Annotated in this window: 16 protein-coding genes and 2 pseudogenes; 7 read left to right on the forward strand and 11 right to left on the reverse strand. The window is 57.7% G+C overall.

Annotated features, from left to right (window positions below; all coding sequences use genetic code 11):
• Positions 1-43: 43 nt before the first annotated feature.
• Entirely contained in the window at positions 44-520 is a 477-nt protein-coding gene (gene coaD, locus Q5Y71_RS12225; protein ID WP_301415639.1) for a pantetheine-phosphate adenylyltransferase, read from the reverse strand.
• Positions 521-618: 98 nt separating this feature from the next.
• The gene (gene rsmD, locus Q5Y71_RS12230) at positions 619-1,224 is read right to left on the reverse strand and encodes a 16S rRNA (guanine(966)-N(2))-methyltransferase RsmD (protein ID WP_371877039.1); all 606 of its coding nucleotides are present in this window, start codon (positions 1,222-1,224) and stop codon (positions 619-621) included.
• A 310-nt stretch (positions 1,225-1,534) separates the two neighbouring features.
• Here rsmD and ftsY point away from each other — a divergent pair, with 310 nt between their 5' ends.
• The 6 genes from ftsY (at position 1,535) to trmB (ending at position 6,713) form a co-directional block, all read left to right on the forward strand.
• Complete coding sequence (gene ftsY / locus Q5Y71_RS12235) at positions 1,535-2,578, forward strand: signal recognition particle-docking protein FtsY (protein ID WP_371877041.1); 1,044 nt, start codon at positions 1,535-1,537, stop codon at positions 2,576-2,578.
• Between the two features lie 30 nt (positions 2,579-2,608).
• Positions 2,609-3,295, forward strand: coding sequence for a cell division ATP-binding protein FtsE (gene ftsE / locus Q5Y71_RS12240; RefSeq protein WP_301415641.1), 687 nt, complete (start codon positions 2,609-2,611; stop codon positions 3,293-3,295).
• Entirely contained in the window at positions 3,276-4,301 is a 1,026-nt protein-coding gene (gene ftsX, locus Q5Y71_RS12245; RefSeq protein ID WP_306042420.1) for a permease-like cell division protein FtsX, read from the forward strand. Before ftsE ends, ftsX begins: the two co-directional genes overlap by 20 nt.
• 223 nt (positions 4,302-4,524) lie before the next feature.
• The gene (gene rpoH / locus Q5Y71_RS12250; protein ID WP_306042421.1) at positions 4,525-5,379 is read left to right on the forward strand and encodes an RNA polymerase sigma factor RpoH; all 855 of its coding nucleotides are present in this window, start codon (positions 4,525-4,527) and stop codon (positions 5,377-5,379) included.
• A 110-nt stretch (positions 5,380-5,489) separates the two neighbouring features.
• On the forward strand, positions 5,490-5,867 hold the full coding sequence (locus tag Q5Y71_RS12255) for a DUF423 domain-containing protein (RefSeq protein ID WP_306042422.1): 378 nt from the start codon (positions 5,490-5,492) through the stop codon (positions 5,865-5,867).
• A gap of 87 nt (positions 5,868-5,954) precedes the next feature.
• On the forward strand, positions 5,955-6,713 hold the full coding sequence (gene trmB, locus Q5Y71_RS12260) for a tRNA (guanosine(46)-N7)-methyltransferase TrmB (protein WP_306042423.1): 759 nt from the start codon (positions 5,955-5,957) through the stop codon (positions 6,711-6,713).
• 487 nt (positions 6,714-7,200) lie between these two features.
• Here the strand turns inward: trmB and Q5Y71_RS12265 are convergent.
• The 7 genes and pseudogenes from Q5Y71_RS12265 to pdhA all read right to left on the reverse strand — a co-directional run.
• Positions 7,201-7,692: pseudogene (locus Q5Y71_RS12265) on the reverse strand (transposase); the annotation flags it as partial.
• Positions 7,691-8,170: pseudogene (locus Q5Y71_RS12270) on the reverse strand (IS5 family transposase); the annotation flags it as partial. The pseudogenes Q5Y71_RS12270 and Q5Y71_RS12265, both read right to left, overlap by 2 nt.
• Positions 8,171-8,586: 416 nt before the next feature.
• Positions 8,587-10,416, reverse strand: a complete 1,830-nt coding sequence (glmS, locus tag Q5Y71_RS12275; protein WP_306042424.1) for a glutamine--fructose-6-phosphate transaminase (isomerizing) — start codon at positions 10,414-10,416, stop codon at positions 8,587-8,589.
• 52 nt (positions 10,417-10,468) lie between these two features.
• Entirely contained in the window at positions 10,469-11,239 is a 771-nt protein-coding gene (locus Q5Y71_RS12280; RefSeq protein ID WP_306042425.1) for a DeoR/GlpR family DNA-binding transcription regulator, read from the reverse strand.
• A 118-nt stretch (positions 11,240-11,357) separates the two neighbouring features.
• Positions 11,358-12,551, reverse strand: a complete 1,194-nt coding sequence (locus Q5Y71_RS12285; RefSeq protein ID WP_306042426.1) for a dihydrolipoamide acetyltransferase family protein — start codon at positions 12,549-12,551, stop codon at positions 11,358-11,360.
• Positions 12,548-13,543, reverse strand: a complete 996-nt coding sequence (locus Q5Y71_RS12290) for an alpha-ketoacid dehydrogenase subunit beta (protein ID WP_306042427.1) — start codon at positions 13,541-13,543, stop codon at positions 12,548-12,550. Before Q5Y71_RS12290 ends, Q5Y71_RS12285 begins: the two co-directional genes overlap by 4 nt.
• A 2-nt stretch (positions 13,544-13,545) precedes the next feature.
• Positions 13,546-14,637 carry a pyruvate dehydrogenase (acetyl-transferring) E1 component subunit alpha gene (gene pdhA / locus Q5Y71_RS12295; RefSeq protein WP_306042428.1) on the reverse strand — a complete coding sequence of 364 codons (1,092 nt, stop codon included), beginning with the start codon at positions 14,635-14,637 and terminating at the stop codon, positions 13,546-13,548.
• Between the two features lie 204 nt (positions 14,638-14,841).
• On the opposite strand from pdhA, the gene Q5Y71_RS12300 reads away from it, so the two are divergent.
• Positions 14,842-15,204, forward strand: coding sequence for a hypothetical protein (locus Q5Y71_RS12300; RefSeq protein WP_306042429.1), 363 nt, complete (start codon positions 14,842-14,844; stop codon positions 15,202-15,204).
• Here the strand turns inward: Q5Y71_RS12300 and Q5Y71_RS12305 are convergent.
• Together Q5Y71_RS12305 and Q5Y71_RS12310 are read right to left on the reverse strand one after the other, a co-directional pair.
• Positions 15,201-15,512 (reverse strand): hypothetical protein, encoded by a 312-nt coding sequence (locus Q5Y71_RS12305; protein WP_306042430.1) that lies wholly within the window; start codon positions 15,510-15,512, stop codon positions 15,201-15,203. The two genes, Q5Y71_RS12300 and Q5Y71_RS12305, sit on opposite strands and share 4 nt — an antisense overlap.
• 230 nt (positions 15,513-15,742) lie before the next feature.
• The coding region (locus Q5Y71_RS12310; RefSeq protein WP_306042433.1) for an integrase core domain-containing protein at positions 15,743-15,893 on the reverse strand (151 nt) is incomplete at its 5' end.

Raw genomic sequence — 15,893 nt, forward strand, 5'->3', positions numbered from 1 at the left:
GAAAAACCCGCATGAGTGTATCAGAAATTCCCCTGAGTCCGGGTTAGCGGAATTTCTCCTCAAGCGCAGTCTGAACTGTTGGCGGAACAAATTTGGCCACATCCCCACCCAGAGAGGCAATTTCCCGGACCAGGGACGAGGAAATGTAGGATAAATGCTCTGCCGGGGTCAGAAACAGGCTTTCCATATTGGGCGCCAGCTGGCGGTTCATATTGGCCAGCTGGAACTCGTACTCAAAATCGGAAACGGCGCGCAGACCGCGCAATACACCGTAGGCATTGACCTGATGTACCAGATCGGCGAGCAGGATATCGAAACCGATCACTTCCACATTGGGCAGATGACCGAGTACCTGCTGAGAGAGTTCGACGCGCTCATCCAGGGTAAAAAGCGGATTCTTGCGACTGCTGGCGGCCACAGCGACGATGACCTGGTCAAACAGGCGGCAGGCCCGTTCAACGAGGTCCAAATGGCCGTTGGTAATGGGATCGAAAGTCCCGGGATAGACGACTTTTTTCATAGACCAAGGCTTAATACAGGCCGGACAGGGTGCGAATGGTAAACAATTTACGGCTAAGGCTCAAAAAGGAATACGCCTGGCGGGTGCGCCCCGCCCCTCTAGGGACCGGCAGAACAGGATGGCGCGCAGTGATATAGGCGCATACACACTTGCCCGGTGGCTTTCTCCCTGCCCAGTTGCCAGTGTGGTGGAATCGGGAGCGCGGTATTGCGTGGTGTCTCCACATAGACCAGCGCTTCTTGCGCGAGGTGGTTTTCCAGCGCATTGAAACTCTCCTGCCAGAGATTACCGGCAAATGGTGGGTCGACAAAGACGATATCGTACTTTTTACTGGTGCCCGCCAGGAAATCGTGCGCACTGCAGTTGTACACTTGGGCACCGAAAGCCCCTACTAATTGCAGTTGTTCTTTCAGGGTGCGCACCGCTTGTGTGTTCAACTCGACAAAGTCCACCGAGGTGGCGCCGCGGGACAGTGCCTCCAGCCCCAGGGCACCCGAGCCCGCGAACAGGTCCAGGCAGTGCGTGCCGGGCAGGTAACATTGCAACCAATTAAACAGGGTTTCGCGCAGCCGGTCGCCGGTGGGCCTCAGCCCCGCCACCGCAGCGAACTGCAACTTGCGCCCGCGCCACCGTCCACCGATGATGCGCAGCTGCGAGCGGGGTGGCGGGGCTGAACGGTGCGATGAATTTCTGGCCAAGGTCACTCTCTGCTGGGGGCTTAGCGATGCTAAGATTAGCGTCTTTCTGCAAGCGGTACATCCGGATATAAGAATGATCTTTGATTTCCTGCGCAAAAAGAAAAAGGGCACACCCGAACAAGGCGAGCCCCGGGAGGGACATGCAGAGGCCATCGCTGTGCCCGAAGAGACATTGCCCGAGAAGCAACCGTCGGCAATAAAAGCCCCCCCTGCGTCCGGGAAAGCGCGCACCACAACCGGGCAGGAGGCCTGCGAGGAGGAGCGGAACAGGGCAACGGAGGAACCGGTTCCGGCGGAACCCCCGCCGTCTGTTGCCGTGGAGCCGGAAAGCGCCGCTTCCGCAGCCGCCACAGATACCTGCCCGTCTCCCGCACCGGAGCCCCGGTCCAGTCCCACAGTCTCCCTGCAGGAAAAACCGGCTCCAATAGAAAAAGAGGGATTTTTTGCGCGTATTCGCCGGGGCCTCAGCCGCACCAGCAGTCAGTTTGCCGAAGGTATGGGCAACCTGTTTCTCGGCGCCAAGGAAATCGATGAAGATCTGCTGGAGGAGCTGGAAACCCAATTGCTGATGGCAGATGTGGGCGTCGAGGCCACCAGTGAGATTGTCGCGCGTCTTACCGAGCGGGTCTCCCGCCGCGAACTGGCCAATGGCGATGCACTCTACAAAGCACTGCAGCAGGAACTGACTGAATTACTCGACAGCGTTGAAGCCCCCCTTGTGATAGATACCGGCAAAAAGCCCTATGTGATTCTGGTGGTCGGCGTCAACGGTGTTGGCAAAACCACCACGATAGGCAAGCTGGCACATCGCTTTCTCAACGAGGGCAGATCCGTCATGCTCGCCGCCGGCGACACCTTTCGCGCCGCTGCGGTGGAGCAGCTGCAAGCCTGGGGGCAGCGCCACCATGTGCCAGTGATTGCCCAGCACACCGGTGCAGATAGCGCCTCTGTTATATTCGATGCTGTGCAATCGGCTCAGGCTCGCGGTGTCGATGTGGTGATTGCAGATACCGCGGGGCGTCTGCACACTAAATCCAATCTTATGGAGGAACTGGCCAAGGTGCGTCGGGTGATGGGCAAGCTGGACCCCAGTGCTCCCCACGAGGTCCTGCTGGTGCTGGATGCCGGCACCGGCCAGAACGCCATCAACCAGGCCACCCAGTTCCGCCAGTCGGCGGGCGTTACCGGCCTGGTACTGACAAAACTGGACGGCACCGCCAAGGGCGGGGTGATCTTTGCCCTGGCGCGGCACTTCGGCATTCCCGTGCGCTTTATTGGGGTGGGCGAGCAGGCGGAAGACCTGCAGCCCTTCCGTGCCCGTGAATTTGTCTCGGCACTTTTTAGTGGCGATGCGGCTTGATTACCCGCCCCTGCAGGGAGTAGCAAAACCGTGATCACCTTTGACCATGTGAACAAGCGCTACGCATCGGGGCAGGATGCCCTGGCGCGGGTGAGCCTGGAAATCCCCCGCGGCGATATGGTATTTCTCACCGGGCATTCCGGTGCCGGTAAAAGTACCCTGCTCAGACTGCTCACCGCCATTGAGCGCCCCACCAAGGGTACAATTCTGGTGGCCGGGCAAAACCTCAACCGCCTGCGCAATCACCAAATCCCCTATTATCGACGAAATCTGGGGATTGTGTTCCAGAACCACCAATTGCTGTCCGATCGCAGCGTCTTCGACAATATCGCCCTGCCCCTGGCCGTCACCGGTTGTAACAGGCGCGAGGTGGGCCGCCGGGTGCGCGCCGCACTGGATAAAGTGGGGCTGCTGCACAAGGAAAAGCAGAACCCCATGGTACTCTCCGGGGGAGAGCAGCAGCGCGTGGGTATTGCCCGCGCTGTGGTAAATAAGCCGGCAATCCTAGTGGCGGACGAGCCCACCGGCAATCTGGACTCACAGCTCTCGCGGGAAATCATGCAGTTGTTTGCTGATTTCAATGCTGTGGGCGTCACTGTGCTGGTGGCCAGCCATGATCTGGAACTGGTCGCACAGATGTGCCAGCGGGTGCTGACTCTGCAGGAGGGCCAGTTGATTTACGACGGGGTTCCAAACCGTGAAGTACTCCCAACCTAGGGCGGCGCAGATACAGCGCCGCAACAAAGCCGCCACTGAAAAGCGCACACGCGGCTCTGGAGCCGTGGTTGCGCGCACCGGATTTGGCGACCTGTGGCGCAGCTGGCTCTGCCACCACCGCGAGATGGCGGTGGAATCCCTGCGCCGCTTCTTTGCCACACCCATGGCCAGCACTTTGACAGCTCTGGTGATTGCTATCGCCCTGGCACTGCCCGCTGCCTTGCAGCTGGGCTTGCTGAACTTTCAGCGTGCAGTGGCCGGCTGGGATGGACAGCCGCAAATCTCGATGTTTCTGCACAAAGGGGCAAAAGAGGAGGCAGTGCGGTCTTATGCCGAAAAACTGCGCGAAAACCCGGCCGTTGCCGAGGTAACTTATATCTCCCCGGAGGCGGCCCTGGCCGAGTTTGAGCGGGGCTCGGGGTTCGGTGAGGTGCTGGCAGGTCTCGACGCCAACCCGCTGCCGGCGGTGCTGCTGCTGCGTCCGCGAGATATACAGAATAGCGATAAGCTGCGGGCGCTGGTGGAAACCCTGAGCGCGCAGGCACTGACCGATTCCGTGGTGCTGGACCTGGCCTGGGTGCAACGCCTCACCCAACTGACCCAACTGGGGCAGCGTCTCTCTGCGGGGCTCGCAGTACTGTTGTCACTGGGGGTGATGCTGATCGTGATCAATACCATTCGCCTGCATATCGAGAACCGCCGCGAGGAGATACGGGTGGTGAAGCTGGTGGGCGGCACCAACACCTTCGTGCGTCGCCCCTTCCTTTACAGCGGTCTCTGCTATGGCCTGGCCGGTGGACTGCTGGCCTGGCTGTTGCTCCTCACCGGCGTGCTGCTGTTGTCGGGACCGGTTGCCGGGCTGGCCTCCAGTTACGACAGCAACTACACCCTGGCCGGCCCCGGTCTCAGCGACCTCCTGGGGCTGACTGCCGGTGCCGCCCTGTTGGGATTGCTGGGTGCCTGGCTGGCAGCCAGCCGGCATATCCGAGCGATAGAACCGTGCTGACTTTTTGGTCAGATCAAGAAGCGTAAAGCCGCTCCGGCGCAGGGAACCTGTGGCGCCAGCCGCTTCTCTAATGGTCCACAATACACCCGCATACGACGTGTGGTGGCGGGCTTTCTTATCCACCGGTGCAAATGCTACACTGGGCCCTGCTTGCCAGCGGATACCGTATCCGGCGGCAGCGGCCGGTGGGACCGGCCGACGAATAATGAGAGGAGAAATTTGAATGGCAACCAGCCTACAGCCAGTGCATACGCTGTCTCCGGGCGCCAACCTGGGGGCTTATATCCAGACGGTCAGTGGCTTTGACGTCCTGTCCGCAGAAGAGGAAAAGCGCCTGGCAGAAGACCTTTACTATCGGGAAAATCTCGATGCAGCGCGCCAGCTGGTGATGTCACACCTGCGTTTTGTCGTGCATATCGCCAAATCCTATTCCGGCTATGGCCTCAACCAGGCCGACCTGGTGCAGGAGGGCAATGTCGGACTGATGAAGGCCGTGAAGCGCTTTAACCCGGAAAAAGGGGTGCGCCTGGTGTCCTTTGCAGTCCACTGGATCAAGGCCGAAATCCATGAATTTATCCTGCGCAACTGGCGCATCGTAAAGATCGCTACCACCAAAGCGCAGCGCAAATTATTCTTCAACCTGCGCGGTCAGAAGAAGCGGCTGGCTTGGCTCAGCAATGACGAAGCCAAAGCCGTGGCCAAGGACTTGAATGTGGACGTAGCTCAGGTGTATGAAATGGAAGGGCGCCTGGCCGCACACGATGCCGCCTTTGACGCCGGTGTCGATGACGACGATGACACTGCCTGGCAGGCGCCGGCGCACTATTTGGAGGACCGCAGTTTCGATCCGGCGGCCCAACTGGAGCGCGACAACTGGCAGGCCACCAACCTCACCAGCCTGAACAGTGCCATGGTGCAGCTGGATGAGCGCAGCCGCGATATTCTCCAGGCGCGCTGGCTGAGCGAGGAAAAGTCCACTCTGCACGATTTGGCAGAGAAGTACGGTGTTTCCGCCGAGCGTATCCGCCAACTGGAAAAGAACGCCATGAAAAAAGTGCGCACAGCAATGGAGGCTTGACCCCACGCATTGACTGTTGGATGGAAAACCGCGCTGTGGCGCGGTTTTTTGTTTGCGCAATTATCCCTCTCCCCAGCCTTTGGGGGAGGGCAATCGTTAGGAGACAGGTGATGGCCAAACTGTACCTTTTGCTCGCTGCCCTGTTTGGTGCCAGTGGCGTTGCACTTGGCGCATTTGCGGCGCACGGGCTGCGCGACAAGGTAGCGGAAAGCCTACTGGAGGCCTTTAAGACCGGGGTGCAATACCAGATGGTCCACACCCTGGCCCTGTTCGGCGTTGCACTGCTGATACAGAGCCGGGGCGAGCGCTTGTCGCTGTTACTGAGTGGCGCGTTTTTTGTCGCTGGCATGGTGTTTTTTTCCGGCAGTCTGTATGCGCTCACCCTTGGCGGACCGCGCTGGCTGGGGCCGGTAACCCCGCTTGGGGGAGTGCTGATGATTGCCGGATGGATAGCACTTTTTGTCGCTGCCGTTAACTTTTCCAGATAGTTCCCGGCGGCTGCCCGCACTGTAAGCTGCCGATGGCCCGCACCGCCCCGGTCAGTGAATATCGTTTTGCATCAGAGGTTGTGAATCATGCGAGAGGCATTCGCAGAAGCGTTTCCTTACCGCACTGAGTACAAAAAAAAGTCCATTCGCAGCTATGTGATGCGTACAGGGCGTATTACAGAGGGGCAGCGCCGGGCTTTCGATACTTACTGGAGCCAGTACGGACTGTCCCTGTTCGATGGCCCACTCAATGTCCGTGCGGTTTTTGGCCGCGAGGCCCCGCTGGTTCTGGAGATCGGCTTTGGTATGGGAGATTCCCTGCTGGCGATGGCGCAGGCAGAGCCGGAAAAGGATTTTATCGGCATTGAAGTACACCCGCCCGGCGTTGGAAGGTTGATCAACAACGCCGGCAAGACCGGGGTAAAGAATCTGCGCGTGTATATGGCCGATGCCCTGGACGTTTTAAACGATTGTATCCGCAATGACAGCCTGGACCGGTTCCAACTGTATTTTCCCGACCCCTGGCACAAGAAAAAGCACCATAAGCGCCGCATTGTGCAGCCCGAATTTGTGCAGCTGATCTGCAGCAAACTCAAGACCGGTGGCCAACTGCATATGGCCACAGACTGGCAGAGTTACGCCGAGCATATGCAGGCGGTACTGCAGGCGGCGCACCGGTTAACAAACACCGCCGCTGGTGGGGGCCCTGTGGAGCGCCCTGCGTGGCGCCCGCAAACCAAGTTTGAGCGCCGCGGCCAGCGCCTTGGGCACGGGGTCTGGGACCTGCTCTACCGGCGCCTGCCCGATGCCACTCCTGCCCAGAGAAAGCCCTCCGAGCATGACTGAGTCACTTTTTTATTTTATCAATCAAGGAACAACTGCCGAATAAAAAATGTATGCAACTGATGGATCTGGCTGATTTAAAGCCGGCCAAGCAATTGATGCACCTTTGGAACAAGATAAAAGTACATTAGCGGAACCAAAATTGCGGTCATAATCAGTGATTTTACCCCAATCGATAATTGTAAATTCAATACCTGTATAGCCAACGATAATAGTATCACTATAGGGTATACCAGCAGTCAGATGCAGATGGCATGTAGTATCGATTTTTTCATTCTTTCAAGCCTTCCATAAAACTGACTATTGCTGAATAGTATCCTGGCAAAATCTTATGTAAAAACTGCCTTCCATTTTGGCTTAATTTCACCTCTTTGGCTCGACCATCGCCAGGCTTCGACTGTATTTTAATAAGCCCGTCTTCCTTCATACGCTTCAGTGGTCCACCCCCCTTGAAGGAGTTATTGTCAATTCTGGTGTTCAACAAGCCTGATTAAGCAGCGCTCTGACCGGCTGTTGTCACCTCCTCTCCATCCTTGAATTTCACCCCGGTGATGACCTTGGCAAGGTAGTTAAAGCCCCGGAGCTTTCTCCACTTTTCTTCTGCACACATTCCCAGCTTGAACACCATGTGTAGCATTCCTTCTCTCGACAGACAGCCTTTCGAGCGCTTGGTCCGGTGTCGTATTGTCCCGAACGTCGACTCGATCGGGTTCGTTGTCCGGATGCTCTGCCAGTGTTTTGCCGGGAAGTCGTAGAAGCTCATCAGCTCTTCGTGGTCCTTTAGCAAACACTCGACAACTTTCGGATATTTGGCTTCGTACGTCTCGATAAACGTGTCGAACGCCTTCTCCGCATCGGCCCTTGTCTCAGCTTGCCAAATGTCGTACAGGAAGCGCTTGGCTTTAGGTTGGCCCGCTTTTGGCAACTTGTTGAGAACGTTGGCCGTCTTGTGTACCCAGCAGCGCTGCTGGCGCATTTCCGGGGTCGCGCTCACCGTCTTTGTTCTTTGTCGAACTCGGGGTTGAAATGATAGTGGCATCCACAATACTGCCTTCTCGCAAAATCAGACCGTGCCGGTCTAAGTGCTTGTTGATCTTATTAAACAGTTTCTTGCCAAGTTGATGTTCTTCAAGCAGGTGACGGAAGTTTAGGATCGTTGTCTCATCGGGCACGCGATCCAATCGAATACCAGCAAAGCGGCGCATTGACTCTATTTCATACAGAGCGTCTTCCATAGCCGGATCGCTCAAGTTGTAGGCCAACTGCATAATGTGGATACGCAACATAGCGGGCAGTGGATAGGGTGGCCGGCCCATGCCGCCACGGGCATAATACTTGGCTACGGATGACTCCAATTGCCTCCACGGTAATAACTCATTTAATTTTTCCAGGAATAGCTCGCGCCGTGTTTTGCGTTTCTTGATGGTGTATTCGACTTCGGCGAAAGTCAGTTGGCTCATGATTGAATCTGTGTATGTTGGAAACGTGGTAAATTATGCCAGACTGGAGCAGTTTCTCAGAGGTTCCCTAACTGTCTTGAATGCACGGGGTATAAGGATTTGGTTTCATCAGGGGATATATCTTTTAATGCGCGAGCCACTGTCGCTGGTTGTTATTAGGGCCTGTTCACCACTACATGTCATTGAGAGGTTTTCATGCACTCTGTGTTTGGTCTACATGTGAGATTCTTTAATGCATGCACCATGAAAAAAGCCAAAAGTATTTAATAACTCTTTCGCTTCTTCTTCATTTTTAACATTAATCCAGGTCATGAAAGACACTCCCTAAGTCACATAACGCCGTGCGCACTGGTCGGAAATATTAACGCGGGATTACCAGCCCGCTGGGCCAGTCTGGTAAACAGACAGTGCCTGCTTCATTCCACCGTAACCGATTTGGCCAGATTCCTCGGCTGGTCCACATCGGTCCCCTTCAGTAACGCCACATGATAGCTGAGCAATTGCAGGGGCACCGTGTAAAGAATGGGTGCCAGGCTCTCGGGGGCATCCGGCACCTCGATCAGGGTAAGCCCCTCCTCACTGGCAAATCCGGCCTTGGGGCTGGCAAAGACAAACAGCTGCCCGCCCCGGGCGCGCACTTCCTGCAGATTGGACTTGAGCTTTTCCAACAACTCATTATTGGGTGCCACAACAATTACCGGCATATCCGCATCCACCAGGGCTAGGGGGCCGTGCTTGAGTTCACCGGCCGGATAGGCCTCGGCGTGGATATAGGAAATCTCCTTGAGCTTCAATGCCCCCTCCAGCGCGATGGGGAACTCTACCCCGCGCCCGAGGAAGAGCGCATGGTTTTTCTCTGCAAAAGCCTCACTGGTGTGCCGCACAATTTTGTCCAGGCCAGTGAATGCTGCCATCAGCTGCGGCAGCTGGTGCAAGGCGCGCACCAGTTCGGCCTCGCGCTCGCTGGAGAGCCCATTGGCCCTGGCCAGCGCGATACAGAACAGTTGCAGGGCCACCAGTTGGGTAGTGAAGGCCTTGGTGGAAGCCACTCCAATTTCCGGGCCGGCCTCAGTCATCAGGGATAATTCTGATTCACGCACCAGAGAACTATTGGGTACATTGCAAATGGTCATGGAAGCTAGATAGCCGAGTGCCCTGGCCTGGCGCAGGGCCGCCAGGGTGTCCGCTGTTTCCCCCGACTGGGAAATGGTGACAAACAGGGTTCCGGGGCGCACCACGGTTTTGCGATAGCGCAGTTCGCTGGCCACTTCCACCGCACAGGGCACCCCGGCCCAATCCTCCAGCCAGTAGCGGGCCACCATACCCGCATGGTAGCTGGTACCACAGGCGACAATCTGCACCTGCTCCACTTGCGGCAGAATCTCCCGGGCGCGGGTCCCCAACGCCTGGGACAACACCGAGTGTTCGCCAATACGCCCTGCCAGGGTCGCTGCCACCACTTGCGGCTGCTCGAAAATTTCCTTCTGCATATAGTGGCGGTAACGGCCCTTGTCGGCTACGTCATGGCCACCATCCAGTTTATGTACCGGGCGGCTGACCGCGTCGCCCCGTTTGTCGCGCACAGAGATACCGCTGCGACGCACCTCCGCGACATCGCCCTCTTCGAGAAAGAGAAAGCGGTCAGTTACCTGGCGCAGGGCCATGGGGTCTGAGGCAATAAAGTTTTCCTCTATGCCGGCACCCAAAACCAGGGGGCTGCCGTAGCGGGCGCAGGCCAGGACATCCGGCTCCTCACTGCTGATAACGGCAAGGGCATAAGCGCCCTCCAGCAGCTGCGTGGCCTTGCCTACGGCATCCACCAGGCTGAGTCCCTCTTTGCTCAGTGAGTGAATCAGGTGCGCCACTACCTCCGTGTCGGTATCTGAGGCAAATTGATACCCCTTCTCCTGGAGCTCGCAACGCAATGCCTGATGGTTTTCAATAATACCGTTGTGCACCAGGGCGATAGGCCCGGACATATGCGGATGGGCATTTTCATTGGAGGGAACCCCGTGGGTGGCCCAGCGGGTGTGCGCAATGCCCTGGTGGCCCTCGGCAGGCCTCTCCTGCAGTTTGGCTTCCAGATCGGCAACCTTGCCCAGGCTCTTGCGCAACTGCAGCCGGCCATCCCCATTGCGCAGGCAAACGCCTGCCGAGTCGTAGCCCCGGTATTCCAGTCGCCTCAATCCCTCCAGCAGAATTTCAGTGACATTGCGTTGTGCAAGGGCGCCAACAATTCCACACATGTTGATCTCCTCAAAAATCATTTCTCATGTTCAGTTCTTTGGCAAATCCTGGCTAGGTTGCGCCGCTCGTCTCTGCCCGAAGGACCTGCACCCCCAGCACCTCGAGTTGTTGCTGGGCACTGTCATCCAAGCCCGCATCGGTGACCAGGGTATCCACCCGTTCCCAGGGCAGTTCCAGATTCGGAATGCGCCTGCCCACCTTGCTGGATTCCGCCAATACCACCACTTCCCGGGCAACGTCGGCCATCACCCGCGACAGTCCTATCTGCTCATTGAATGTGCAGGTGCCACGCTCCAGGTCAATTCCATCTGCACCAATAAAAGCGCGGTCAAAATCGTAATCCCGCAGCACCTGTTCCGCCACCCTGCCCTGGAACGCCTCGAAGTGGGGGTCCCAGGTGCCCCCGGTCATCAGCAGGGTGGGTTCGTTTTCCAGTTCACGCAACGCATTGGCCACATGCAGGGAGTTGGTCATCACCACCAGGCCGCGCTTGCATTCCAGCTCGGGAATCATTGCCGCAGTGGTGCGGCCGTAATCGATCACTATGCGGTGGTGGTCGGGAATGAGTGCTGCTGCTGCGCGGCCAATGGCGCGTTTCACCTCAGAGGGGCTCTCCTCCACCACCAGTTCCCGAGGCAGCGGGATTGCACCGCCACGGCGGCGCAGGAGCAATCCGTGGTTCTCCATCGCGGTCAGATCCTTTCGGATCGTAACTTCAGAGGTTTCGAAACGCCGCGCCAACAGCTCAACACTGGCCTCCCCCAGCTCGTTGAGAAGGCTCAAAATACCGTGGCGACGCTGCTGTGTATTACGTTTGGACATGGAGAGATAAGTTTCGTTTCGAAACTTAAAGATAGCAAAACGAAAGATATGTTCCCACTTTTTTTCCAAAGCCCGGTTCAAAGTGGGGACAAGCGGGTAAGGCCGCTGATCCCGTAATTCAGCTGGAGAGTGCCTGCAACAGGGCCTGGAGAAAACGCGCCAGCTCCCCCCCGGTCACGGCGCGGTGATCGGCACTGACAGAAAGTGGAAGCAGTGGGCGCATGGCGGGCCAGCGGTCTACCACCACCACGCCCTGGCACACCCGCCCGGCCCCGACAATTGCGACGGTCGGGGGCAACACCAGCGGGGTCGCGTAGCGCCCGGCGATAGCGCCGAAGTTGGACAACAGTATGGAGCCTCCCTGTAAATCGCTCTGGGCGATACCGGTTTCCCTGGCCTGCTGCTTGAAGTCTGCCACCGCTTGCAACAGTGCTTCATCGGAGTGCGCGGCGACATCCCTGAGCACAGGGACAAACAGTCCTCTTGGTGAATCCACGGCCAAACCGATATTGATAGTCGCCTGGGGAATCAGCTGATCGTCCCGGTAAAGGGCATTGAGGTTCGGCTCGGCGATACAGGCCGCCTGCAGGGCGCGAATCAGGCGCAACAGGGCAGGGGCGCTCCCCCACCAGTTGGAGATATCCGCGTCATCGCAGAGGGTTATCTGCGCCACTTGATCCCGTGCGCGACTCATGGACAATCCCATGGCGCGCCGCGCCGGGGACATGGCCGCCGCCTCGCTGGCAGCGACGGGTTTCACGGCGGTTTCTGCCGGTGTCTGGGGCCGGGAACCAGCCGCAGCACACACCTGTGCCGCAGTCACCCTGGCACCATCTTTGGAAAGCCTCTGTAAATCCACCCCCAAACGCCGGGCCAGGGCACGTACCGAGGGCGTGGCAAACCGCCGGGGACCCTGCTCTTGCTGCGGCTCGGCCTCGAGCACCGCCTCACCCTGTTCCAGGCTGCCAACCACCGTTCCACTGTCTTCCTGGGCATGCTCCTCCGCGGTGGCTTGCACAGGCTCCGGCACCACTTCATTGGCGCCGGGGCCCGGCTGCGCCTCCACTTCCCCTTCACCGGTGCCGGTAAAGCCCACCAGTGGATCGCCGACATTGACGGTTTCATCCACTTCAGCAAACAGTTTTTCCACCTTGCCGCCCCAGGGCGCGGGCACTTCTACCAGTGCCTTGGCGGTCTCTACCGTCACCAGACTCTCGTGTGCGGCAACACTGCTTCCCTCGCTTACGTGCCATTCCCGCACCACGGCATCGGGCAGCCCTTCGCCCAAATCGGGCAGGGTGAATATCTTCATAATCCCCTTCCTTTGGCGTAATCCCGCACTTCCTTCACAGCCGCCACAATACGCGCCACGCCCGGCAGGTACTCAGCCTCCAACTGGTAGTAGGGCATCACTGTGTCGTAGCCGGTGACCCGCTGTACCGGTGCCTCCAGCAGATCGAAGGCATATTCGTTGATCTGCGCAACCACTTCGGCACCCAGGCCGCAAAAGCGCGCCGCTTCGTGTACCACAACGCAGCAGTGTGTCTTTTCCAGAGAATCGATAATGGTGTGTATATCCAGGGGCTTGAGGGTAGCCGGGTCTATTACTTCAGCCTGTATGCCATCCGCTGCCAACAGCTCCGCCGCCTCCAGGGTTTCCTTGAGGGCGGCGCCCCAGGCAATCAGGGTGATATCGCTGCCCTCGCGCAGCACAAAAGCGCAATCCAGCGGCAGTGCCTGGCCGGAGTCCGGCACTTCCTGGCGCACCGCCCGGTAAATACGTTTGGGCTCCAGAAAAATCACCGGGTCCGGGTCCCGGATCGCCGCCAGCAGCAGTCCATAGGCGCGGGCAGGGGAGGAGGGCACCACCAGGCGCAGGCCGGGAATATGGGCAAACAGGGCTTCGGTACTCTCCGAGTGGTGCTCCGGTGCGTGAATACCGCCACCGTAGGGCGCCCTGTAAACAATAGGGCAGGACAGCCGCCCGCGGGTGCGGTTGCGAAAGCGGCCCGCATGGCTGAGGATATGGTCCAGTGCAGGGTAGATAAACCCCATAAACTGGAACTCCGCCACCGGGCGCAGCCCCTGCACAGCCATGCCCACGGCAATCCCGGCAATCATGGTCTCCGCCAGCGGTGTGTCCAACACGCGGGCGCTGCCAAACCGCTCCTGCAACCCCTCAGTAGCCCGAAACACACCACCGTTAATCCCGACATCCTCCCCGTAGACAATCACAGTTGGATCGGCCTGCATCTCGTGGGCAAGGGCCTGGGTCACCGCCTGTACCAGGGTAATCTCCGCCATGATCAGCCGCCTCCCTGCAATTGCTGGTACTGCTCCAGAAAGGCCTCGGGCAAGGTCGCGTAAAGATGGTCGAACATGGCCGTTGCGGCATCTCGTGGGGCTTCCCGGTAGTTGCGCACCCCTTGTTCCAGTATCTGGGTCAGTTCCCGCTGCAGTTCCTCCTCCTGGTTATCCCCCCAGAGGCCCGCACCGTCCAAATAGGTGCGCAGGCGTACCAGCGGCTCCCGCGACCAGGCCGCGCGCAAAGTCTCCTCAGACTGGTAACGGCTGGCATCATCGGCGGTCGTGTGATCGCACAGGCGGTAGCTGACCGCCTCAATCAACGAGGGGCCGCCACCATTGCGTGCCAGCACGACGGCATCCGATACGGCCTGGCGCACTGCAATCACATCGTTGCCATCCACCTGCAGCCCGGGGATACCGGCCGCAATAGCCTTTTGTGCGAGTGTTTTACAGGCGGTCTGCTCGGAGCGGGGCAGGGATATGGCCCACTGGTTGTTGTTGATCACAACCACCAGCGGCAGCTTCCAGTCGCCGGCCAGGTTGATTGCCTCGTAAAAGTCCCCCCGGGAGGTAGCGCCATCACCACCACTGGCGACGGCTACGCGTGCGGGTTCGTTTAGGTGTGCATTTTTATACTTAAGGGCAAAAGCAACGCCGGCACCATGCAGGATCTGTGTGGCGATGGGGACACTCAGGGGGAGGTCCTCGCGGGCATGGCGAAAATCCTGGCCGCGTTCATCCCCGCCCCATATGGCGTAAATTTCTTCAATAGCGACACCGCGCTCAAGGAGGGCGCTCGTTTCCCGGTAATTGGGACAATAGACATCCTCCTCCCCCATGGCGGCGCCCACACCAACGCCTATCGCTTCCTGTCCGAGGCTCGAAGGGTAGGTACCGAGCTGCCCGGTGCGCTGCATTTTCACCGCGCGGCCATCCACCATGCGGGCCAGGCTCATCTGCCGGTAGTGGGCAATCAGGGAATCCGGTGTGGCAAAGTCCGGCAGTGTCTGGGTTGTCTGCCCTCGCTCATCCAGATACTGCAGCGAGGCGATATCGAAACTGGCAAGTGGCTGCATTCTGGGCTTGTGCATCGGGCTATTCCTTTTTGTTCCCGAAGCGCAAGTTTAACGGACACGAGGACGAACTGAACCGGTGCGAAGTGAGAATACCCGCCGGAATTTAAAACGCCACCGGACTATTTCTGATAATGCAGTCACTGCCAGTGCAGTGTTGGAGGCAATAAAGCGCCATCGTCAGTTTCAGTGGAGGACTTGTCTGCAACATCGCAGTCGCACATGATGGTGCCGACACCAACATTCGCCGCCCTCCACCGCTCTATCGCCCATATAGGAGAGGTGATTGACTTTGCTGCCAGCGCTGACCTGCGCCTTTTTGATTTGGAGTGCTCTCGGTGCAACTGGTTAATATTCACAAACTGGTTAGCCTTTCGCCCCTTTGGTATGGCAATTCCTAACTCCAAACTATTAGTACCTAATGCCGACAACAGGAGTGGCCGGAGCAAATCACCCAGGGTTTTAAAAGATAAAAATGCTAGAAATGTATTGATTATTCTAATCATGGTTTGGTTCATCACGCGTAAAGTATGGGTGAAGCTTTGCCGCATCCTGTGCCTACGTTTGAAAAAAGTTCCGGTCTAAAAACGAAACCTCTTTGTGCCAACGCGTTTTAATCCAGATAGGTATATGGCCAAACCTGCAAAGATCCAACCTACAGCGAAAACACTAACTATTGGAAACCAAGACCCAATCTTTAACGAGTGAAGAGCAACGTATAAAGCAGCACTGCCTGCGCCAGCACCGGCAATAGTTGCAAGTAAGCTTCCACCAACCTTTATTTGTTCCCCGCATAATCTACATCGCAAAGCGTCACCCAGAAAGGCAACTTTTAATTTTTCAACCTTTGTTACGGCTACACCCTTGCAGCTTGGGCAGATCAGATTTTCCATAGACTTTTAACACCTAAAAAACCGGCAGCTGGAACGAAGCGTAGTGTAAGCTGTCCGGCGCCGAAGACGCGAAGTTGATTTACTTGTTAGAAGTTATTGCTTAGCAGTGCCTCAACACTAATATATTTATACATTTCTAATAGGTAGAAGCTGCCATTTTTTTCCTGCAGGTCTGGCCGATAAGACAAAATACCCTTGATCAGTCCCACCGAGGTGGTCCAGTTTAAATGTTAGTGCATAGTGGGCCGTGGCACTTTCTCCACGGTGGTTTCCGGGGCCGGTGGGCGGTAGCCCAAGGCACTGTGTGGCTGCTTGGTGTTGTAATGCTTCCTCCACTCCTCAATAATAATTTCCGCCTCTTGTAACGTATAGAATATTTCG

Origin of the sequence: Microbulbifer sp. 2205BS26-8 (assembly GCF_030731025.1) — a bacterium.
GTDB lineage: Bacteria > Pseudomonadota > Gammaproteobacteria > Pseudomonadales > Cellvibrionaceae > Microbulbifer > Microbulbifer spongiae.